At 46.5% G+C, this 22396-nt stretch carries 26 protein-coding genes; 25 read left to right on the top strand and 1 reads right to left on the bottom strand.

The window, feature by feature from the left end:
* Positions 1-207: 207 nt before the first annotated feature.
* The 3 genes from FC61_RS04100 (at position 208) to rpoC (ending at position 8332) form a co-directional block, all read left to right on the top strand.
* Positions 208-813, top strand: coding sequence for a TetR/AcrR family transcriptional regulator (locus FC61_RS04100; RefSeq protein ID WP_021742673.1), 606 nt, complete (start codon positions 208-210; stop codon positions 811-813).
* A gap of 238 nt (positions 814-1051) precedes the next feature.
* Positions 1052-4663, top strand: a complete 3612-nt coding sequence (rpoB, locus tag FC61_RS04095; RefSeq protein WP_011668507.1) for a DNA-directed RNA polymerase subunit beta — start codon at positions 1052-1054, stop codon at positions 4661-4663.
* A 21-nt stretch (positions 4664-4684) separates the two neighbouring features.
* Positions 4685-8332, top strand: a complete 3648-nt coding sequence (gene rpoC, locus FC61_RS04090; protein WP_011668506.1) for a DNA-directed RNA polymerase subunit beta' — start codon at positions 4685-4687, stop codon at positions 8330-8332.
* Positions 8333-8397: 65 nt separating this feature from the next.
* Here the strand turns inward: rpoC and FC61_RS04085 are convergent, their stop codons facing one another.
* On the bottom strand, positions 8398-9045 hold the full coding sequence (locus tag FC61_RS04085; protein WP_035465012.1) for a prepilin peptidase: 648 nt from the start codon (positions 9043-9045) through the stop codon (positions 8398-8400).
* A 279-nt stretch (positions 9046-9324) separates the two neighbouring features.
* Here FC61_RS04085 and rpsL point away from each other — a divergent pair, with 279 nt between their 5' ends.
* The 22 genes from rpsL to rplR all read left to right on the top strand — a co-directional run bounded on the left by rpsL (position 9325) and on the right by rplR (position 22395).
* On the top strand, positions 9325-9738 hold the full coding sequence (gene rpsL / locus FC61_RS04080; RefSeq protein ID WP_011668504.1) for a 30S ribosomal protein S12: 414 nt from the start codon (positions 9325-9327) through the stop codon (positions 9736-9738).
* Positions 9739-9813: 75 nt separating this feature from the next.
* Positions 9814-10284, top strand: coding sequence for a 30S ribosomal protein S7 (rpsG, locus tag FC61_RS04075; protein ID WP_021742677.1), 471 nt, complete (start codon positions 9814-9816; stop codon positions 10282-10284).
* A 184-nt stretch (positions 10285-10468) separates the two neighbouring features.
* Positions 10469-12568: an elongation factor G gene (gene fusA, locus FC61_RS04070; RefSeq protein ID WP_021742678.1), complete on the top strand. Its 2100-nt coding sequence runs from the start codon at positions 10469-10471 to the stop codon at positions 12566-12568.
* Positions 12569-12726: 158 nt separating this feature from the next.
* The gene (locus FC61_RS04065; protein WP_021742679.1) at positions 12727-14064 is read left to right on the top strand and encodes an MATE family efflux transporter; all 1338 of its coding nucleotides are present in this window, start codon (positions 12727-12729) and stop codon (positions 14062-14064) included.
* Positions 14065-14346: 282 nt separating this feature from the next.
* On the top strand, positions 14347-14655 hold the full coding sequence (gene rpsJ / locus FC61_RS04060) for a 30S ribosomal protein S10 (RefSeq protein WP_011668500.1): 309 nt from the start codon (positions 14347-14349) through the stop codon (positions 14653-14655).
* A 42-nt stretch (positions 14656-14697) separates the two neighbouring features.
* Positions 14698-15348 carry a 50S ribosomal protein L3 gene (gene rplC / locus FC61_RS04055; RefSeq protein WP_011668499.1) on the top strand — a complete coding sequence of 217 codons (651 nt, stop codon included), beginning with the start codon at positions 14698-14700 and terminating at the stop codon, positions 15346-15348.
* Positions 15349-15369: 21 nt separating this feature from the next.
* Positions 15370-15993, top strand: coding sequence for a 50S ribosomal protein L4 (gene rplD / locus FC61_RS04050; protein WP_011668498.1), 624 nt, complete (start codon positions 15370-15372; stop codon positions 15991-15993).
* Positions 15993-16280 carry a 50S ribosomal protein L23 gene (rplW, locus tag FC61_RS04045; protein WP_011668497.1) on the top strand — a complete coding sequence of 96 codons (288 nt, stop codon included), beginning with the start codon at positions 15993-15995 and terminating at the stop codon, positions 16278-16280. Before rplD ends, rplW begins: the two co-directional genes overlap by 1 nt.
* Positions 16281-16306: 26 nt before the next feature.
* Positions 16307-17155, top strand: a complete 849-nt coding sequence (gene rplB / locus FC61_RS04040) for a 50S ribosomal protein L2 (RefSeq protein WP_024526563.1) — start codon at positions 16307-16309, stop codon at positions 17153-17155.
* Positions 17156-17233: 78 nt separating this feature from the next.
* Complete coding sequence (gene rpsS, locus FC61_RS04035; protein WP_011668495.1) at positions 17234-17509, top strand: 30S ribosomal protein S19; 276 nt, start codon at positions 17234-17236, stop codon at positions 17507-17509.
* Positions 17510-17525: 16 nt separating this feature from the next.
* Positions 17526-17882, top strand: a complete 357-nt coding sequence (gene rplV / locus FC61_RS04030; protein WP_011668494.1) for a 50S ribosomal protein L22 — start codon at positions 17526-17528, stop codon at positions 17880-17882.
* 3 nt (positions 17883-17885) lie between these two features.
* On the top strand, positions 17886-18545 hold the full coding sequence (gene rpsC / locus FC61_RS04025) for a 30S ribosomal protein S3 (protein WP_011668493.1): 660 nt from the start codon (positions 17886-17888) through the stop codon (positions 18543-18545).
* A 1-nt stretch (position 18546) separates the two neighbouring features.
* Positions 18547-18981, top strand: a complete 435-nt coding sequence (gene rplP / locus FC61_RS04020; RefSeq protein ID WP_011668492.1) for a 50S ribosomal protein L16 — start codon at positions 18547-18549, stop codon at positions 18979-18981.
* Positions 18971-19165, top strand: a complete 195-nt coding sequence (rpmC, locus tag FC61_RS04015) for a 50S ribosomal protein L29 (protein ID WP_011668491.1) — start codon at positions 18971-18973, stop codon at positions 19163-19165. Before rplP ends, rpmC begins: the two co-directional genes overlap by 11 nt.
* Positions 19166-19193: 28 nt before the next feature.
* Entirely contained in the window at positions 19194-19460 is a 267-nt protein-coding gene (gene rpsQ / locus FC61_RS04010; protein WP_011668490.1) for a 30S ribosomal protein S17, read from the top strand.
* A 50-nt stretch (positions 19461-19510) separates the two neighbouring features.
* The gene (gene rplN, locus FC61_RS04005) at positions 19511-19879 is read left to right on the top strand and encodes a 50S ribosomal protein L14 (RefSeq protein ID WP_011668489.1); all 369 of its coding nucleotides are present in this window, start codon (positions 19511-19513) and stop codon (positions 19877-19879) included.
* A gap of 34 nt (positions 19880-19913) precedes the next feature.
* The gene (gene rplX, locus FC61_RS04000) at positions 19914-20225 is read left to right on the top strand and encodes a 50S ribosomal protein L24 (protein ID WP_011668488.1); all 312 of its coding nucleotides are present in this window, start codon (positions 19914-19916) and stop codon (positions 20223-20225) included.
* 25 nt (positions 20226-20250) lie between these two features.
* Positions 20251-20793 carry a 50S ribosomal protein L5 gene (gene rplE / locus FC61_RS03995; RefSeq protein ID WP_011668487.1) on the top strand — a complete coding sequence of 181 codons (543 nt, stop codon included), beginning with the start codon at positions 20251-20253 and terminating at the stop codon, positions 20791-20793.
* 18 nt (positions 20794-20811) lie between these two features.
* A complete protein-coding gene (locus tag FC61_RS12295) occupies positions 20812-20997 on the top strand; it encodes a type Z 30S ribosomal protein S14 (protein ID WP_011668486.1) in 186 nt (61 codons plus the stop codon).
* 33 nt (positions 20998-21030) lie between these two features.
* Positions 21031-21429: a 30S ribosomal protein S8 gene (rpsH, locus tag FC61_RS03990; RefSeq protein WP_011668485.1), complete on the top strand. Its 399-nt coding sequence runs from the start codon at positions 21031-21033 to the stop codon at positions 21427-21429.
* A gap of 29 nt (positions 21430-21458) precedes the next feature.
* A complete protein-coding gene (rplF, locus tag FC61_RS03985; RefSeq protein WP_011668484.1) occupies positions 21459-21995 on the top strand; it encodes a 50S ribosomal protein L6 in 537 nt (178 codons plus the stop codon).
* A gap of 34 nt (positions 21996-22029) precedes the next feature.
* Positions 22030-22395, top strand: a complete 366-nt coding sequence (gene rplR, locus FC61_RS03980; protein WP_015474029.1) for a 50S ribosomal protein L18 — start codon at positions 22030-22032, stop codon at positions 22393-22395.
* Position 22396: the final 1 nt, after the last annotated feature.

Below are 22396 nucleotides of genomic sequence, written 5' to 3'. Positions count from 1 at the left end.
TAGCCCGTTTTTGTGCCGTTAACTAGGAGCAATCTATGCCAAGTTCTACAGTCGGCCGATTAAGTTAATCGAGCAGGATCAATATAATAGAAGAAATCAAATAAGTTGGGATAAATAAAAAGGAGCTTATCGGTGGAACTCCCGCCTAGCTGGTGATAGGTGACTGTGGTACACTTACTTTAATAAGCGGGATGAAAGGGTAAAGATATGAGAAGAGAAGAACAGTTAAACCACACACGGGCGGCCATCTTAAAAGCTGCTAGAGAACAATTTTTAACGCAAGGATATCAGGCAACGTCAACGCGAGAAATTGCCCGTATTGTTGGAATTACGCAACCGGCGTTATATCATCACTTTAGTGATAAAGAGGTCATTTTTTTAGAGGTTATTAAGCTGGTTGGTTCTGAGGTGCAACAAGGATTAACGGCAGTTAATGAACAATTGCAAACGGAGTTAACGAAAGACCCAGTGGCAGCATTGACGGCGGTGACGGAGGTTTTGACTGCTGTACATCCGCGTGATGTCTTCACGGTGATTCACAGTAGCTTCCGGTTTCTTAAACCGGCTAATCAGCGTCAACTAGGGATGATCTTTATGCAAGACTACCTGCAACCGTTGCAGCATTTCTTTGAACTGGGTGTTGTAACCTTGCAACCTGGGTTGGCGGCTAAGGATGCGGCGTCATTTTACCTGACGAGTTTGAGCCCCTTATTCAATACCTTTCATCACGTGGGGCCGGCGGATGCCACACAGCATGATCAGACGATCGCCCTGATCAAATTAATATTATTTGGTGTTGCTACTAAAAAGTGAGCGTCAATTATTGACATTTAGTAATGGATTTAGTACTATATCATTTGTATGCAACTGTGAACTGAAATTGAACGTGCCGATATATTGTCCGGTGACGTTTGTTATAAGAAGCCAAAAGCAAATTGATTGATTTGTTTTTGGATTTTTTTTGCCAAAAATCCGAAGAAAAGTGCATTTGTAATCAAAATGTAATATTTCGGTGAGGCCAGTCACAGAATAAATAGGAGAGGTGAACAACTTGGCAGGACACTTAGTGAAATACGGGAAACACCGTACGCGCCGGAGCTATTCGCGAATCAAGGAAGTTCTTGATTTACCTAACTTGATTGAGATTCAAACCAATTCCTATAATTGGTTCCTTGACGAAGGTTTACGCGATATGTTCGACGACATCATGCCAATCGAAGATTTTCAAGGAAACCTTTCGTTAGAGTTTGTTGATTATCAGTTACTAGAACCCAAATACAGCGTGGATGAAGCACGGGAACATGATGCCAACTACTCGGCACCTTTACACGTCACCCTGCGGTTAACCAACCACGAAACGGGTGAAATCAAATCACAAGACGTCTTCTTTGGTGACTTCCCATTAATGACGGCCCAAGGGACCTTCATTATTAACGGGGCGGAACGGGTTATTGTTTCTCAATTAGTCCGTTCACCAGGGGTTTACTTCAATGAAGATACGGATAAGAACGGTCGGACAGTTTACGGTGCCACTGTGATCCCTAACCGGGGTGCATGGCTAGAATTTGAAACTGATGCGAAGAATGTTTCTTACGTTCGGATTGACCGGACGCGGAAGATCCCAATGACCGAATTAGTTCGGGCCTTAGGGTTTGGTTCTGACGATGAAATCTTAGATATCTTAGGTGACAACGAAAGCTTGATGCAGACGTTGGAAAAGGATATCCATAAGAACACCGATGACTCACGTGTCGAAGAGTCCTTGAAGGATATCTACGAACGCTTGCGTCCAGGTGAACCTAAGACGGCGGACTCTTCACGGAGTTTGCTGACTGCTCGGTTCTTCGATCCTAAACGTTATGACATGGCGCCAGTTGGTCGTTACAAGACTAACAAGAAGCTGAGTTTAAAGACCCGTTTGTTGGGCTTGACTTTAGCTGAAACGTTGGCTGATCCTGATACCGGTGAAATTATTGCCGCTAAGGGAACGGTCGTTGACAAGGACGTGATGAAGAGCTTAGCACCATTCTTGGATCAAGATGATTTCAAGATGGTGACTTTCCAACCTTCTGACGAAGCCGTTGTCACGGAACCACTAAAATTACAAATTATCAAAGTACAATCACCAGATGATCCAGAACAAGAAGTTCCTGTGATTGGGAATGGGAACATCGATATCAAGCTGAAGCACATTCGTCCAGCCGATATTATTGCATCCATGAACTACTTCTTTGACTTACAACTGGGGATTGGTAACACTGATGATATTGACCACTTGGGGAACCGACGGATTCGTTCCGTTGGTGAATTACTCCAAAACCAATTCCGGATCGGGTTATCCCGGATGGAACGGGTTGTTCGTGAACGGATGTCCATTCAAGATGCTGCGACGGTAACGCCACAACAATTGATTAACATTCGTCCTGTCGTGGCCTCAATTAAAGAATTCTTTGGGTCTTCACAGTTGTCTCAATTCATGGATCAGACTAACCCGTTAGGTGAATTAACGCATAAACGGCGTCTGTCTGCTTTGGGACCTGGTGGATTAACGCGTGACCGGGCCGGTTATGAAGTCCGGGACGTGCACTATACCCATTATGGCCGGATGTGCCCAATTGAAACGCCTGAAGGGCCTAACATTGGGTTGATCAACAGTTTGTCCAGCTATGCCCGGGTTAACAAGTATGGGTTCATCGAGACGCCATACCGTCGTGTTTCTTGGGATACGCATAAGGTTACCGATAAGATCGATTACCTGACAGCTGATGAAGAAGATAACTATGTTGTTGCTCAGGCCAACACGCCATTAAATGACGATGGCTCCTTCAATACGGATACGATCATGGCCCGTGCCCAATCTGAAAACATTGAAACCAGTGCTGACCGGATTGACTACATGGATGTTTCGCCTAAGCAAGTTGTTGCGGTTGCCACGGCATGTATTCCTTTCTTGGAAAACGATGACTCCAACCGGGCCCTGATGGGTGCCAACATGCAACGGCAAGCTGTGCCATTGTTGAACCCACATGCACCATTAATTGGTACTGGGATTGAATACAAAGCGGCCCATGACTCAGGGGTTGCTTTGATCAGTCAACATGATGGGACTGTTGAATACGTTGATGCACGTGAAATTCGTGTTCGGCGTGAAGATGGTGCCTTAGACACTTACAAGCTCATGAAGTTCCGCCGGTCAAACGGTGGGAAGAACTACAACCAACGCCCAATCGTTAAGGTCGGCGACCATGTCGATAACGATGAAGTCTTGGCTGATGGTCCTTCCATGGAAAATGGGGAATTGGCTTTGGGTCAAAACCCATTAGTTGCCTTCATGACTTGGCAAGGGTACAACTTCGAAGATGCCATTGGGATCAACGAGCGGTTGGTTCGCGATGACGTTTACACGTCGATTCATATTGAAGAATACGAATCAGAAGCGCGTGATACGAAGCTTGGACCTGAAGAAATGACGCGTGAAATTCCTAACGTTGGGGAAGATGCCTTGAAGAACTTGGACGAAGACGGGATTATCCGTGTTGGTGCCGAAGTTCAAGATGGGGATATCTTAGTTGGTAAGGTAACGCCTAAGGGTGTCACTGAATTATCCGCTGAAGAACGACTTCTCCATGCCATCTTTGGTGAAAAGGCCCGTGAAGTTCGGGATACTTCTCTGAAGGTACCGCATGGTGGTGGCGGGATCATCCAAGATGTGAAGATCTTTACCCGTGAAAATGGGGACGAATTGTCACCAGGTGTCAACATGATGGTTCGGGTCTACATCGCGCAAAAGCGGAAGATCCAAGTTGGGGACAAGATGTCTGGACGTCACGGTAACAAGGGGACGGTTTCGGTTGTTATCCCTGAAGAAGATATGCCGTACATGCCAGATGGTACCCCAATCGACATTATGTTGAGTCCCATGGGTGTGCCTTCTCGGATGAACATCGGGCAAGTGCTCGAATTACATTTGGGGATGGCTGCTCGCAAGCTCGGTGTGCACATGGCAACCCCAGTCTTTGATGGTGCCCAAGATACAGATATTGCGGACGCTGTTAAGGAAGCCGGGATGGCTGCTGACGCCAAGACTGTCTTATATGATGGTCGAACTGGTGAACCGTTTGATAAGCGGGTTGCCGTTGGGGTCATGCACTACCTGAAGTTGGCCCACATGGTTGATGACAAGATGCACGCCCGTTCTATCGGACCTTACTCACTGGTTACGCAACAACCCCTTGGTGGGAAAGCGCAATTTGGTGGTCAGCGTTTCGGTGAAATGGAAGTTTGGGCTTTGGAAGCTTATGGTGCCGCTTATACGTTGCAAGAAATCTTGACGTACAAGTCTGATGACGTGGTTGGTCGGGTTAAGACCTACGAAGCCATTGTTAAGGGCGATCCAATTCCAAAGCCAGGTGTTCCTGAATCCTTCCGCGTGTTAGTGAAGGAACTCCAATCCTTAGGGCTGGACATGAAGGTCTTAAATGGCGACAAAGAAGAAATCGAACTCCGTGATATGGACGACGAAGACGACGATGTTGTTAATGTGGATGCGTTGAGCAAGTACGCTCAACAACAGGAAGAACAACGGAAAGCCGCTGCTCAGACTGATGAATCCAAGACCGCGCCAGCAACAAAAAATGAAAGTCAACCGAACACACAAGACTAATTTATAAGGGAGGTCGCTTCTTTGGTCGATGTCAATAAGTTCGAAAGCATGCAGATCGGGCTGGCTTCACCTGATAAGATCCGTAGCTGGTCTTACGGGGAAGTTAAAAAGCCTGAAACCATCAACTACCGGACATTAAAGCCTGAAAAAGATGGGCTGTTCGACGAACGTATCTTTGGTCCTACCAAGGACTGGGAATGTGCCTGTGGAAAATACAAGCGAATCCGTTACAAGGGTGTCGTTTGTGACCGTTGTGGGGTCGAAGTTACCCGTTCTAAAGTTCGCCGTGAACGAATGGGTCATATCGAACTCGCAGCCCCAGTGACCCACATCTGGTACTTTAAGGGAATTCCAAGTCGAATGGGCTTGGTTCTCGACATGAGCCCTCGAGCACTGGAAGAAATTATTTACTTTGCATCTTACGTGGTCTTAGATCCAGGTAACACGCCACTCGAAAAGAAGCAATTGCTTTCCGAACGTGATTACCGTGACAAGCTGCTGGAATACGGCAGTGATGCCTTTAAGGCTGAAATGGGTGCGGAAGCCATCAAGAAGTTATTGATGAGCGTAGACCTAGATAAAGAAGTTACAGAGTTAAAAGAAGAATTGAAGGAAGCCACTGGTCAAAAGCGGACGCGAGCCGTTCGTCGTTTAGACATTTTGGAAGCCTTTGTGATGTCGGGTAACCGTCCTGAATGGATGGTTATGGATGCCATTCCGGTTATTCCACCTGACTTACGGCCAATGGTACAACTTGAAGGTGGGCGGTTCGCAACGTCTGACCTGAATGACTTGTACCGGCGGGTTATCAACCGGAACAGCCGGTTGAAGCGGTTGTTGGATTTGAATGCACCTGGTATTATCGTTCAAAACGAAAAGCGGATGCTACAAGAAGCCGTTGATGCGTTGATCGATAACGGTCGTCGTGGCCGTCCAGTTGCTGGCCCAGGTAACCGGCCATTGAAGTCTCTTTCACACATGTTGAAAGGGAAGCAAGGTCGTTTCCGGCAAAACTTGTTAGGGAAGCGGGTTGACTACTCTGGTCGTTCCGTTATTGACGTTGGTCCTTCCCTGAAGTTTAACCAAATGGGTCTGCCAGTTCCGATGGCTTTGGAATTATTCCGACCATTCATTATGAAGGAATTGGTTGCTCGTGGCTTGGCTTCTAACATTAAGAATGCTAAGCGACAAATTGACCGTGAAGATGATGATGTCTTTAACGTATTGGAAGATGTCATCAAAGAACACCCAGTTCTGTTGAACCGGGCCCCTACGCTTCACCGTTTAGGGATTCAAGCGTTTGAACCGGTCTTGGTTAGTGGTAAAGCAATGCGGTTGCATCCATTGGCTTGTGAAGCTTACAATGCCGATTTCGATGGGGACCAAATGGCTATCCATGTGCCATTATCTGATGAAGCACAAGCAGAAGCTCGTTTGCTGATGCTTGCTGCGCACCATATCTTGGCCCCTGCTAGTGGTAAGCCAGTTGTTGCGCCTTCTCAAGATATGGTTATTGGGAACTACTACCTGACAATGGAAGAAGCTAACCGTGAGGGTGAAGGCATGATCTTTACGGATCTTGACGAAGCAACGTTAGCTTACCGTAACGGGATTGTGCATTGGCATACTCGGGTCGGTGTCCAAGTGACCTCAATGCCAGATAAGCCATTTACCGATGAACAACGTAGTAAGATTATGGTAACGACCGTTGGGAAGTTAATCTTCAACAACATCCTGCCAAAGTCTTTCCCATACTTGAACGAACCAACGAGCACGAACTTGAATGGTTACGTCCCTGACAAGTACTTCTTGGAACCGGGCGAGGATATTCATGATTATTTGCAAAATGCAGAAATCATTCCACCATTTAAGAAAGGCTTCTTGAGTGACATCATTGCGGCCGTTTACCAACAATACAAGGTGACGGCAACGTCCGAATTGTTGGACCGGATTAAGGACTTGGGTTACAACGAGTCGACGAAGTCTGGGTTAACGGTTGGGATGGTCGATGTGACCGACTTGAAAGAAAAGCCAGAAATCATTGCGGCTGCTCATAAACAAGTCAGCACAGTGACAAAGCAATTCCGGCGTGGGTTGATTACGGATCATGAACGTTACGAACGGGTCATTGGTATCTGGAACGATGCTAAGGATGAAATTCAAAACGCCTTGATTCACAGTTTCGACCAACAGAACCCAATCTTTATGATGAGTGATTCTGGTGCCCGGGGGAACATTTCTAACTTTACCCAATTGGCTGGGATGCGTGGCCTGATGGCTGCTCCTAGTGGGGATATCATGGAATTGCCAATCACGTCTAACTTCCGTGAAGGGCTGACTGTGATGGAAATGTTCATTTCAACCCATGGGGCTCGTAAAGGGATGACCGATACGGCCTTGAAGACTGCCAACTCAGGTTACCTGACTCGGCGGTTGGTTGATGTGGCGCAAGATGTTATTATTCGGGAAAAGGATTGTGGAACTGATCGTGGTTTGAAGATTCGGGCCATCACTGATGGTAACGAAATGATCGAACCATTATATGACCGGATTTTAGGGCGTTATACTCAAAAGACGGTTTACGATCCACAAACTGGCGATGTCATCGTACCGAAGAACCAAATGATCGTTGAAGATACGGCACAACAGATTGTTGATGCTGGTGTTGAAGAAGTGACGATTCGTTCAGCCTTCACTTGTAACACGGAACATGGTGTTTGTGAACACTGTTACGGTCGGAACATGGCGACTGGTGATGAAGTCGAAGTTGGTGAAGCAGTCGGAACGGTTGCTGCCCAATCTATCGGTGAACCAGGGACCCAATTGACTATGCGGAACTTCCATACCGGTGGTGTTGCCGGGAACGAAGATATTACCCAAGGGCTTCCCCGGGTTCAAGAATTATTTGAATCTCGGAACCCTAAAGGTAAAGCTGAGATTACTGAAGTTACTGGGACGGTTGAATCAATCGAAGAAAACCCAGCTGAACGGACTAAGGAAATCACCATTAAGGGTGAAGCTGATACGCGAAGCTACACGTTGCCAATTACGGCACGGATGCGGGTCAGTGAAGGAGACTTCATTCACCGTGGTGGCGCTTTGAACTATGGGTCTGTTGATCCTAAGGAATTGTTGCGGGTTCGTGATGTCTTGTCAACTGAGACGTACATCTTGGGTGAAGTGCAACGGGTTTACCGGATGCAAGGTGTGGCCATCAGTGATAAGCACGTGGAAATCATGGTTCGTCAGATGTTACGTAAAGTTCGGATCATGGATCCGGGCGATACCGATGTCTTACCTGGGACTTTGATGGATATCCAAGACTTCCGTCGGGCTAACTACCAGACGTTGATCGATGGTGGCATTGCGGCTACCGCCCGTCCAGTTATCTTGGGGATTACGAAGGCGGCTTTGGAAACCAACAGTTTCTTATCAGCTGCTTCCTTCCAAGAAACGACTCGGGTCTTGACCGATGCTGCTATTCGGGGCAAGAACGATCCATTAGTTGGTTTGAAGGAAAATGTCATCATTGGGAAGATCATTCCTGCCGGGACTGGGATGCCAGATTACCGTCAGATCAAGCCCAAAGAAGTTGGCGGCACGTCAACCGAAGGCGTTTATTCCATCAGCGACTTAGAAAAGCAAATGCAAGAAGACTCACAAGCTTAGTGACAACTAAGCCTAAGAAAAAGGACTCTCGTCAGTGGCGAGGGTCCTTTTTTTACATAGCATTGTTATGACGCCATCAGCCACCAGAACAAAGCACTGATTAATAAGTAGGGAATGAATGCCAGTTGAGTTGTTCGCCGGTTGATAATTAAAGCTAAACTAGCGGCTAATAATAACCAGTGGGCCATGGCGGTGAGTCCCCACATGAAACCATAACTAAGGAAAAACTCGAGATCGCCGTTACCAATCGTTGGTACAGACCAACGAGACCATAGCCAATTTATCAAGCTATTAATGAAGACTACAATCAACCAAACGACTGGGGAGTGTCCCCAGAGTGCGAGACTCAGGCCGATCCAACTTAACCAAGCCGGAAATGTTTGCGTGTGCCAGTCGTGAAGGGCGGCTAATCCCCAGCAGGCTAACCAACTGATCGGTAGCCACGTGGCCGCATTCAGTGTGGTGAAGAGGGTGCCGCCTAATACCTCAGCCACGAACGTTACCGGAGTGATTGGTGTTTGACAAGTGGTGCAGCGCCCGCGTAATATTAAATAACTCCAAATTGGGATCAATTGCCAAGGCTTCAGTGGTGTTTGACACGTTTCGCAGTGGGAGTCGGGATATAAAAGGGACTCTTGCCGCATTCGCCGGTAGGCCCAAGCGGTACCAAAAGAACCTAGACAACTGCCATAGCAGAATAAGATAACTTGCATGGGTGATCACCTCAGGGGTAATTCCGTGAAAAGCGTCGGAAAGTTTGCGAGAAATTGACGGTGGGATGATTGACACAGCATTTCTGGCATGGTATTCTATTCAAGGTGCTTTTCGCAGACAGGTCTCGGGTACACACTACCGGACATGCTGACTGACGGCGGGAGGGACACTTCAATTAACCTGCCCGTCTAGGTGGCTTTTTCTTTTATTTGAAAATGAACCACCTGGATGTGTGGACTTAAAACTCTAGAAAGTATAAGGAAAGGAGGACTATTTAGATGCCTACTATCAACCAATTGGTGCGTAAAGGTCGTAAATCTAAAAGTTCTAAATCAGATGCCCCAGCTTTAAACTACGGGTATAACAGTTTCAAAAAAGCTCAAGTTAAGAATCCAGCTCCTCAAAAGCGTGGGGTTGCTACTCGTGTCGGTACCATGACACCAAAGAAGCCTAACTCAGCTTTACGGAAATATGCACGTGTGCGGTTGTCAAACTTAATTGAAGTGACTGCTTACATTCCTGGTATTGGTCACAACTTACAAGAACATAGTGTTGTGCTTATCCGGGGCGGCCGGGTTAAGGATTTACCTGGGGTTCGTTACCACATCATCCGTGGTGCGCTCGATACTGCCGGGGTTACTGACCGTCGTCAAGGTCGTTCCAAGTATGGGACTAAGAAGCCTAAGGGCTAGACCAAGATTATTTTCAGCTAGTTGCACGGTTGCCGTCAGCTAGCTGGTAACAGCATTTCAAGGAGGATATGAACAATGCCTAGAAAAGGAAACGTACAAAAGCGTGAAGTCCTTCCTGATCCAATTTACAATTCAAAGTTGGTCACTCGTCTGATCAACCACACGATGATGGATGGGAAACGTGGAACTTCAACTAAAATCATTTATGGTGCCTTCGACATCATTAAGAATGAAACTGGTAACGATCCAGTTGAAACTTTCGAAGAAGCAATGAAGAACATCATGCCAGTCTTGGAAGTCAAGGCTCGCCGGGTTGGTGGATCAAACTACCAAGTCCCAATCGAAGTTCGTCCAGATCGTCGGACGACTTTAGGTCTTCGTTGGTTAGTCCAATACTCCCGTTTACGTGGTGAACACACGATGGTTGAACGTCTTGCACGTGAAATCATGGATGCCGCTAACAACACGGGTGCTGCTGTTAAGAAGCGTGAAGATACGCACCGGATGGCTGATGCTAACCGTGCCTTCGCACACTACCGCTGGTAGGAGCAACCATCGCCCTGCGTTACTAGCAGTGTGATAAAATGTTAGAGCGATCTGTGCAAACAGCTCGTCTCTAGCTTAAGGGAGATAATCCTTTAATCGAGAGGTGGCTACTAAATCAGTGTGATGATAGTAGCCACCTTTTGCCACAATCTACGATCAAATTGAGAGGAGTTACACATTAATCATGGCTAATACTCGTGAATTTCCGCTTGAGAAGACGCGTAACATCGGTATCATGGCCCACATCGATGCCGGGAAGACGACGACGACTGAGCGTATCCTGTATTATACTGGTAAAATCCACAAGATTGGTGAAACCCATGATGGGGCTTCACAAATGGATTGGATGGAACAAGAACAAGAACGGGGGATCACGATCACTTCCGCTGCCACTACGGCTGAATGGAAGGGTCACCGGATCAACATCATCGATACCCCAGGACACGTGGACTTCACTGTTGAAGTTGAACGTTCCTTACGGGTGCTTGATGGTGCCGTAGCCGTCTTGGATGGTCAAGCAGGGGTTGAACCTCAAACTGAAACGGTTTGGCGTCAAGCTTCTGATTTTGATGTTCCTCGTATCGTGTTCGTTAACAAGATGGATAAGCTGGGTGCCGACTTCGACTTCTCAGTTAACTCTATCCACGAACGTCTACAAGCTAACGCCTTGGCTTTACAAATGGCTATTGGTGCTGAAGACGAATTCGAAGGTGTTGTCGACTTAGTTGAAATGAAAGCCTACGTTTATGATAAAGATGACTTAGGTTCTTCATGGGATACGGTTGAAATTCCTGCTGATATGAAGGAAGAAGCCGAAAAGCGGCATGAAGCCATGATCGAAAGCGTTGCTGACGTTGACGATGAAATCATGGAAAAGTACCTTGAAGGTGAAGAAATCACCAAGGACGAATTGAAGGCTGCTATCCGGCGGGCAACTTTGAAGCTGGACTTGTTCCCAGTCTTCGCTGGTTCTGCCTTCAAGGATAAAGGTGTTCAGATGTTGATGGATGCCGTTGTGGACTACTTACCATCCCCATTGGATGTTAAGCCATACAACGCTACTGATCCTGATACTGATGAAGCTATCCAATTACGTGCTGATGATGATGCGCCATTTGCTGCCTTGGCATTTAAAGTGGCAACTGACCCATTCGTTGGTCGTTTGACTTACATCCGGGTTTACTCCGGTACGCTGGAAGCTGGTTCTTACGTCTTGAACTCGACGAAGGATAAGCGTGAACGGGTTGGTCGTTTGCTGCAAATGCATTCTAATCACCGTCAAGAAATTCCAGAAGTCTTCTCCGGTGATATCGCTGGGGCCATTGGTTTGAAGAACACCACAACTGGTGATTCATTAACCGACCCAGATCACCCAATGCATTTGGAATCTATGGACTTCCCAGATCCAGTTATCCAGGTTGCCGTAGAACCAAAGACGAACGCTGACCAAGATAAGATGAACACGGCTTTACAAAAACTCTCTGAAGAAGATCCTACTTTCAAGGCTGAAACTAACCCTGAAACTGGTGAAACGCTGATTGCCGGGATGGGTGAGTTGCATTTGGACATCATCATTGACCGGATGAAGCGTGAATTCAAGGTTGAAGCCAACATTGGTGCCCCACAAGTTGCTTACCGTGAAGCCTTCACGAAGTCAACGAGCGTTCAAGGTAAGTTTGTTCGCCAGTCTGGTGGTAAAGGTCAATATGGTGATGTTTGGATTGAATTCACTCCTAACGAACGTGGTAAGGGTTACGAATTCGAAGACGCCATCGTTGGTGGGGTTGTTCCTCGTGAATTTATCCCTTCAGTTGACCAAGGTTTGCAAGAAGCCATGGCAAATGGTGTCTTAGCTGGCTACCCATTAGTTGACGTTAAGGCTAAGCTGTATGATGGTAGTTACCATGATGTCGATTCTAGTGAAGCAGCCTTCAAGGTTGCCGCTTCATTGGCTTTACGGAATGCTGTTAAGTCTGCCGGTCCTGTTATCTTGGAACCAATCATGAAAGTTGATATCTTGGTTCCTGAAGAATACATGGGCGATATCATGGGCCAAGTTACCGCACGTCGTGGTAAGGTCGATGGTATGGAAGCACGTGGTAACGCACAAATGATCCACTCTTACGTACCACTTTCAGAAATGTTTGGTTACGCAACGACGTTACGTTCTGCATCACAAGGTCGTGGGACATTTACCATGACGTTTGATCACTACGAACCAACGCCTAAGAGTGTTCAAGCTGATATTATCAAGAAGAATGGCGGTACTCCAGTCGAAGACTAGAGTCTTGTGCATTCGTAAAAGCGTCCTACCAATTTGGTAGGGCGTTTTTTTGTCGGCATCAAAAAGGAAAAAGTAATATAAAAATGACGAGTTAACAGAGCGTGGTGTAATGTCGTATAATAAATGTGGTGTGCACGATTTAGATTGGAGAGTGAGCTATGGAAGACTTATTTGAACGTGCGCCGATTTCAAGAGCCTACTTTAAGTTGGCATTGCCGGTCGTGCTGAGCATGGTTGCCAGCATGATCTATAATCTTGCTGATACGTTTTTTGTTTCGCAAACCCAGAATACGAATCTAGTGGCAGGGGTTGCGCTATGTACGCCGTTGTTCTCATTATTGATCGCTATTGGCGATATCTTTGGCTTGGGCGGCAGCTCGTTGATATCCCGGTTGCTAGGTGAAAAGGCCTTTCAGACTGGAAGACGAGTTAGTAGTTTTTGCCTTTATGGAGCGGTGGTCCTTGGTCTAGTGACAACTATCTTATTATTGGCTTTTGAACGACCAATTCTTCATTTATTAGGTGCAACGGCGGTGACTTACGTATATGCCGCACAGTTTTATCGGATTATGGCGTTGGGAGCTATGCCGATTATTGTGTCGATTGTTCCGGGTAATTTGATTCGCACGGAAGGATTTGCCACACAATCGATGATCGGAACGATGGTCGGAACTGTAATAACGATTATCCTAGACCCAATTCTCATCTTCTCACTTGGCATGGGAGCTGCCGGGGCAGCCTTAGCCACAGTAATCGGTTATACGATTTCCGCTGGTGTCTTGGTCTACTTAACTTGGCGCTATTGTCAGGTTGTTTCAGTAGATGTGCGGTTAAGCCGCATTGATGGGCACTTACTTCGTCAGGTTCTATTCATCGGGATTCCAGGCGCCATTACCAACCTCATGCAAGCTTTTGGCACAGCTGTTTTAAATCGCTACCTTGTAGATTACGGTCCAACCCGGGTCGCTGCTATGGGGATTGTTTTGAAGGTCTACATGATTATTATGTTAGTGATGGTGGGCTTTGCATTCGGAGCACAACCCTTGATTGGATACACATTTGGTGCGAAGAATAGGGCGCGGTTTAAACAAATTCTGCACTTTGATTTGCTGGTCGAGGTCGTCTATGCCTTAGTATTTGCCGTCATTCTGATGATCTTTGCGCCGCAACTAATGGCATTATTCCTCCATAATCCAGCAGTCATTCAGACTGGGACTTACATGTTACGTGCTTTTCTAGTAACAACGCCTTTTGTTGGAGCCGTCCTCGTATACACAACGGTCTTTCAGAGTACGGGGAAGGCTAGTGGGGCCTTTATCATGTCTATCGCCATCGCCCGGCAAGGTGTTGTTTTTTACGTAATGGTGGTTCTAGGAGCCCAGTTGTTTGGCTACCATGGCGTTATCTGGGCCCAACCAGTGGCGGATGTTCTAACTTGTGGTCTAGGGTGGTTACTGACAAAGCTACTATTAAATAGGAAATCATCCGCTAATTAACCTTATTTACCAGAATTCAAATTGATTTAGGTCAAATCTCGTCCACTACTTCCAAAAAAATTCAAGGAATTCCGTGAAATCCCTTGTCAGGCGCCACTTTATTTAGTATGATAGTCAAGTGCTGTATTTCCCTGTGTTTTTTTGTGCCCAGGGGGGTCGCGCCGAAAGTTTAAGCGATGATGTGGAAGGTTGCGACACACCCGGCTGCTTTGCCACGAGGGTATGGCGGTAAATTTCCACGGAGTTAGTCTTATTTTTAAAATAGACGAAGGAGGGAACACAATGGCAAAACAAAAAATTCGGATCCGGTTGAAGGCATACGAACATCGTATCCTCGATCAATCAGCGGACAAGATCGTTGAAACGGCAAAGAGAACTGGTGCCGGCATCTCAGGCCCAATCCCATTACCAACTGAACGGACGATCTACACGGTTCTGCGTTCACCACATAAGTTCAAGGACTCACGTGAACAATTCGAAATGCGGACGCACAAGCGTTTAATTGATATCGTTAACCCAACGCCAAAGACAGTCGACTCATTAATGAAGCTTGACTTGCCTAGTGGTGTTGACATCGAAATCAAGTTATAATTTCTAGCAACAAAATAATACATTAAAATCGGAGGTGTACTCATGACCACAAAAGGAATCTTAGGGAAAAAGGTCGGGATGACGCAAGTCTTCACTGATGCTGGCGAATTGATCCCCGTGACTGTTGTCGAAGCAACGCCAAACGTTGTGTTGCAAGTTAAGACAATGGAAAACGACGGTTACAATGCCATTCAACTTGGTTACCAAGACAAGCGTGAAGTACTCAGCAACAAGCCCGAACAAGGTCATGTAGCAAAAGCAAACACGACTCCTAAGCGCTTCATTCGTGAATTCACAGATGTTGAGCTGGGAGATTACAAGGTAGCAGACGAAGTTAAGGTTGATACCTTCCAAGCAGGCGACATCGTGGATGTCACTGGTGTCACTAAAGGTCATGGATACCAAGGTAACATTCATAAAGATGGTCAAAGCCGTGGCCCTATGGCCCATGGTTCTCGTTACCACCGTCGTCCAGGTTCTCTGGGTGCCATCATTAACCGGGTATTCCCTGGTATGAAGCTTCCAGGCCGGATGGGTAACAAGCAAGTGACTATCCAAAACCTCGTGATCGTTAAGGCTGACGTTGAAAACAACGTGCTGTTGATCAAGGGTAACGTGCCAGGTGCTAACAAGTCACTCGTTACTGTTAAGAGTGCTGTTCGCCCACCACGTCCTAAGCAATCTGAAAAATAAAACGGAAGGGAGGATAATTAAATGACAAGCGTAGCATTATACAAACAAGATGGTAGCCAAAACGGCAACGTTGAATTGAACGCTGATATCTTCGGCGTTGAACCTAACGAAAATGTCGTATTCGACACGATTTTGATGCAACGAGCTTCCTTACGCCAAGGAACACACGCCGTTAAGAACCGGAGTGCTGTTCGTGGTGGTGGTAAGAAGCCATGGCGTCAAAAGGGTACTGGTCGTGCCCGTCAAGGTTCCATCCGTTCACCACAATGGGTTGGTGGTGGTGTCGTCTTTGGCCCTACCCCTCGCTCATACAGTTACCGCCTTCCTAAGAAGGTTAGCCGTTTAGCACTTAAGTCAGTTCTTTCTCAAAAGGTTCTGGACGAAAGCTTTGTCGTCGTTGACGGTTTAGCATTCGACGCACCTAAGACCAAAGAATTTGCTGCAGTGTTGGCTGGTTTGAACGTCACAACGAAGACGTTGGTTGTCCTTGAAGACGACAACGTTACTGCTGCTTTAGCAGCCCGTAACTTAACAAACGTTAAGGTTATCCCTGCCAAGGGCTTAAATGTTCTTGACATCGCTGATGCGGACAAGTTAGTGATTACCCAACCAGCTCTTTCTCAAGTAGAGGAGGTGCTCGCATAATGGAATCACGTGACATTATTTTACGCCCAGTTGTTACCGAAGCAACGATGGCAACTATGGACGACAAGCGTTACACCTTTGACGTTGACGTACGAGCAACCAAGACACAAGTCAAGCATGCCATTGAAGACATCTTTGATGTTAAGGTCGTTAAGGTCAATGTTATGAATTTGAAAGGTAAGAAGAAGCGTCAAGGACGTTACGAAGGCTACACTAAGAAGCGTCGTAAGGCCATTGTCAGCTTATCTGCCGACTCAAAAGAAATCAAGTTATTCAACGAAGAATAAAATCTCAGATATAGGAGGGAAATAACGTGGCGATTAAGAAATACAAACCAACAAGCAATGGTCGTCGTAATATGACGAGCTTGGTTTACAAAGACGTCATCACTAAGACGACTCCTGAAAAGTCATTGCTTGATTCACAAAGCCATTCCGCTGGCCGTAACAACGCTGGTAAGATGACTGTCCGTCACCGTGGCGGTGGTAACAAGCGTCAATACCGGATCATCGATTTCAAGCGGATCAAGGATGACGTTCCTGCAACGGTTAAGGCAATCGAATACGATCCTAACCGGACAGCAAACATCGCATTGTTAGTTTATGCTGACGGTGTTAAGTCTTACATCATTGCTCCTAAGGGCTTAAAGGTTGGCGACAAGGTTCAATCTGGTCCCGAAGCTGATATCAAGACTGGTAATGCGTTACCATTGAAGAACATCCCATTTGGGACAGTTATTCACAACATCGAATTGAAGCCTGGTAAGGGTGGCCAATTGGTCCGTTCTGCTGGTACTTCAGCTCAATTGTTAGGTAAAGCTAACGATGAAAAGTACGTGTTAGTTCGTTTATCTTCCGGTGAAGTTCGGATGATCTTGAGCGTTAACCGTGCGACAATCGGTGCCGTTGGTAACGAAGAACATGAATTGGTTAACGTTGGTAAAGCCGGCCGTACTCGTTGGGCTGGTCAACGTCCTCACGTTCGTGGTTCAGTTATGAACCCTAACGATCACCCACATGGTGGTGGTGAAGGTAAAGCACCTGTTGGGTTACCATCTCCTCTTTCTCCATGGGGTAAGAAGACAGTTGGTAAGAAGACCCGTTCGAAGAAGAACAAGACTGAGAAGTTCATTGTTCGTCATCGTAAAGGTTCTAAGATGTAAGCTTCCGGTTATCCGGAAGTCAAGAGACCAGGTGATCATCGTGTTTAGCGATGCGCCACAAGTAGAGGAGGTTTCATAATGGGTCGTAGTTTGAAAAAAGGACCTTTCGCCGATGCGCACTTGCTGAAGAAGATTGATGCGCAAAAGGATTCCGAAAAGAAGACCGTCATTAAGACTTGGTCCCGTCGGTCGACTATTTTCCCTAGCTTTATTGGTTACACCATTGCTGTTTATGATGGACGGAAGCACGTACCAGTTTACGTTCAAGAAGACATGGTAGGCCACAAGCTTGGCGAATTCGTACCAACCCGGACTTTCCGTGGTCATGGTGGCGACGATAAAAAAACTCGTTGATAAGGAGGATTAACTAATGGCTGAACAAGTTACATCAGCACAAGCGACTGCTAAAACAGTTCGGATTGCTGCTCGCAAAGTCCGCCTTGTCATCGATCTTATCCGCGGCAAGAGCGTCGCTGAAGCACTAGCTATTTTGCAGTTCACACCGCGTGGTGCTTCACCGGTTGTGGCAAAGGTATTGAACTCTGCAGTTGCAAACGCAGAAAATAATTTTGACTTAGATCGTCAAGATCTAGTTGTTAGCGAAGCCTATGTGAACGAAGGACCAACCCTCAAGCGGTTCCGTCCTCGTGCCAAAGGTTCTGCTTCACCAATCAACAAGCGTACGAGTCACATTACGGTTGTTGTATCTGAAAAAGAGGAGGGATAACGCGTGGGTCAAAAAGTAAATCCAACCGGATTACGGGTCGGTATTATTCGCGACTGGGAAGCTAAGTGGTATGCTGAAAAGGATTTCGCTGCTTACCTGAAGGAAGACCTTCAAATCCGTAAATTCATCGAAAAGCGTCTGGTTGACGCTTCTGTATCTACTGTTGAGATTGAACGGGCTGCAAACCGCGTCAACATCTCAATCCACACTGCCAAGCCAGGGATGGTTATTGGTAAGGGTGGTTCCGAAGTCGAAAATCTCCGTAAGGAATTAAACGACTTAACTGGCAAGCGTGTCCACATTAACATTGTGGAAATCAAGAAGCCAGATTTAGATGCCAAATTGGTCGGCGAAAACATTGCTCGTCAATTGGAAGGCCGTGTTGCTTTCCGTCGCGCTATGCGTGGGACGATGCAACGGACAATGCGTTCTGGTGCCAAGGGTATCAAGACGCAGGTCGCTGGTCGGTTGAACGGTGCTGATATGTCCCGTGTCGAAAGCTATGCTGAAGGTACGGTTCCATTGCATACGTTACGTGCTGACATCGATTATGCATGGGTAGAAGCTCACACAACTTACGGTTCTCTGGGTGTTAAGACTTGGATCTACCGTGGCGAAATTCTGCCTGAAAAGAAACAATCTAACGGACAAGGAGGGAAATAGCATGCTGGTACCTAAGCGAGTAAAGTTCCGTCGTGTCCACCGTGGTAAGCTACGTGGCGAAGCCAAGGGTGGCAAGAGTGTTGCTTTCGGCGACTACGGTTTGCAGGCTTTAGATTCACATTGGATCTCTAACCGTCAAATCGAAGCTGCTCGTGTTGCAATCACTCGTTACATGAAGCGTGGTGGGAAAGTTTGGATCAAGATTTTCCCTCACAAATCCTACACTGCCAAAGGTGTTGGGGTCCGGATGGGTAATGGTAAAGGTACGCCAGATGGCTGGGTAGCCCCAGTTAAGCGTGGCAAGGTTATGTTTGAAGTTGGCGGCGTTTCTGAAGAAGTCGCTCGCGAAGCCTTACGCCTTGCAGCCATGAAACTTCCCGTTCGCACGAAGGTTTTATCCCGAGAGGAAGTAGGTGGCGAATCTAATGAAGACTAAAGAAATCAACGAATTAACCACTGCTGAAATGCTCGATAAAGAAAAGAGCTACAAGGACGAATTATTTAACCTGCGTTTCCAATTAGCTACTGGTCAATTGGAAAACACTGCACGGTTGAAGCAGGTTCGTAAGAACATTGCGCGGTTGAAGACCGCTCTTCGCCAACAAGAACTGAACAAGTAGAATACGATAAAAAGGAGGTCACGAATACATGAGTGATGCACGTAATAACCGTAAGGTCTACCGCGGTCGCGTTGTTTCAGATAAGATGGACAAGACGATTACGGTTGTCGTAGAAACGACAAAAACTGATGCTCGCTATGGCAAGCGTGTCAAGTACTCCAAGAAGTACAAGGCACATGATGAAAATGGTGAAGCCCACACTGGCGACATTGTTGAAATTATGGAAACTCGGCCATTGTCTGCAACCAAGCGGTTCCGCTTAGTCGACATTGTTGAAAAAGCAGTAATCATTTAGGTGTCGTTTTTATCGTATTCTGAACTAGAACTGAAGGGAGGACACTAGCTGTGATCCAACAAGAAAGTCGCTTAAAGGTTGCCGATAACTCCGGCGCCCGGGAAATCCTGACGATCAAGGTTCTGGGTGGCTCCAAGCGTCGCTACGCCGGAATTGGTGATATTATCGTTGCTACTGTCAAACAAGCAACACCAGGTGGCGTTGTCAAAAAGGGTGATGTTGTAAAGGCCGTTGTCGTACGGACGAAGTCTCGTGTACGTCGTAACGACGGTTCATACATCAGCTTTGATGAGAATGCTGCAGTGCTGATTAAAGACGACAAGAGCCCACAGGGGACTCGGATCTTTGGCCCAGTTGCTCGTGAACTACGTGACAACGACTACATGAAGATCATCTCATTAGCACCCGAAGTACTGTAATCAAGAAACGTTTAACAAGGAGGTGCCCACAGGAATGCTTATTAAAACTGGTGACAAGGTCCGCGTGATCGCCGGCAAAGACAAAGGAAAAGAAGGAACTGTTTCCAAAGTCTTGAATGCCAAGAACCGTGTGATCGTCCAAGGTGTCAATATGATTAAGAAGCACCAAAAGGCTTCGCAAACGAATCCTCAAGGCGGCATTATCGATATTGAAGCACCAATTCATGCATCCAACGTTATGCTCATCGATCCTTCGAACAACGAACCAACCCGGCTTGGCGTTCGAGTAGAAGATGGTCACAAAGTGCGTTTCGCTAAGAAGTCCGGCGAAACCATCGACAAATAATCGTTGAAAGGAGGAACATCATTTCATGTCAGCTCGTTTAAAAGAAAAGTACGTTAGTGAAATTACACCAGCTTTGGTGGAAAAGTTCAGCTACAGTTCTGTTATGCAAACGCCGAAGATCGAAAAGATCGTCTTGAACATGGGTGTTGGTGATGCTGTTTCCAACGCTAAGAACCTTGACGAAGCCGTTGAAGAACTTGGGTTGATTTCTGGTCAAAAGCCATTGGTTACTAAGGCCAAGAAGTCAATCGCAACCTTCCGTCTTCGTGAAGGCATGTCAATCGGTGCTAAGGTTACCCTCCGTGGTGACCGGATGTACGAATTCCTGGACAAATTAATCAACGTATCATTACCACGTGTTCGTGACTTCCATGGTGTTAGTTCTCGGGCCTTTGATGGTCGCGGTAACTACACTCTGGGTGTTCGTGAACAATTGATTTTCCCAGAAATTAACTTTGATAACGTTAACCGTGTTCGTGGTTTGGACATTGTTATCGTTACAACGGCTAACACTGATGAAGAGTCACGTGAATTGTTGACTCAATTCGGTATGCCGTTCGCACACTAATAAAGGAGGTTCACACAATTGGCTAAGAAATCACAAATTGCTAAGAACAAGCGTCCTGCGAAGTTTTCTACACAAGCATATACTCGTTGCGAACGTTGTGGACGTCCACACTCTGTTTATCAAAAGTTCCACCTTTGCCGTATCTGCCTACGCGAACTTGCCCACAAGGGTCAAATTCCTGGTATGAAGAAGGCTAGCTGGTAAAACGAATTTTAAACAAAGGGAGGGTAAACGTTAATGTCCATGACTGATCCTATTGCAGACTTCTTGACGCGGATCCGTAACGCCAACATGGTGCGTCACGAATCACTCGAAGTACCTGCATCTAAAATTAAACGCGACATCGCTGAAATCCTGAAGCGCGAAGGTTTCATCCGCAACGTTGAATACATCGATGATGACAAGCAAGGTATCATCCGCGTATTCCTCAAGTACGGTAAGGATAACCAACGTGTTATCAGTGGTTTGAAGCGTATTTCAAAGCCCGGCTTACGTTCATACGTTAAGGCCGATGCTGTACCAAAGGTATTAAACGGTTTGGGTATCGCTATTATCTCCACCTCTGAAGGGGTAGTTACTGATAAAGAAGCGCGCGCCAAGAAAATCGGTGGCGAAGTTCTCGCCTACGTTTGGTAAAACTTTTAAGAAGATAGGAGGTGCCTTAAGTGAGTCGTATTGGTTATAAAACTGTCAACGTCCCAGCCGGCGTTGAAGTTAAACGTGATGGTGATCAAGTTACGGTTAAGGGTCCTAAGGGTGAATTAACCCGGACGTTCTCATCCGTCATCTCAATGAAGATTAGTGACGGTGCCGTTGATTTTGATCGCCCAGATAACAACAACAAGACGCGGGCCCTTCATGGGACGCAACGGGCTAACTTGAACAACATGGTTGAAGGTGTTGTCAGTGGCTTTGCGAAGACCTTGAAGTTGGTCGGTGTTGGTTACCGTGTTCAAGCCAAGGGTAAGACCTTGATCTTGAGTGTTGGTTACTCCAACCCTGTTGAAATGGCGATTCCAGAAACCTTAGAGGTTAAGGTTCCTGATAACACGACCATCAACATTTCCGGTATTAGCAAGCAAGAAGTCGGTGACTTTGCTGCTGAAGTTCGTGCCGTTCGTTCACCAGAACCTTACAAAGGTAAGGGTATCCGTTACGAAAACGAATATGTTCGGATTCGTGAAGGTAAAACTGGTAAGTAACATCGCAGCTTAATGCTGATAATTTTACAAAGAGGTGACTATTTTGATTACGAAACCAGATAAGAACAAGACACGTCAAAAGCGTCATATTCGTGTTCGCAACAAAATTTCTGGGACTGCTGAACGCCCACGCTTAAACGTTTTCCGCTCTAACAAAAACATCTACGCTCAAGTCATTGATGACGTAGCGGGTGTCACGCTTGTTAGTGCCTCGACGTTAGATAGCGAAGTAGCTGGCGATAACAAGACTGACCAAGCCAAAGGTGTTGGTGAGTTGATTGCTAAGCGCGCTATTGAAAAGAAAATTACCAATGTAGTGTTCGATCGTGGCGGTTACTTATACCACGGCCGTGTTCAAGCACTTGCAGAAGCTGCTCGCGAAGCCGGGCTTAAATTTTAAC

The sequence above is a fragment of the Levilactobacillus brevis ATCC 14869 = DSM 20054 genome (genome assembly GCF_001433855.1).
Taxonomy (GTDB): domain Bacteria; phylum Bacillota; class Bacilli; order Lactobacillales; family Lactobacillaceae; genus Levilactobacillus; species Levilactobacillus brevis.
Note: the sequence above shows the minus strand (reverse complement) of the source record. Positions and strands in the feature narration are given on the sequence as shown.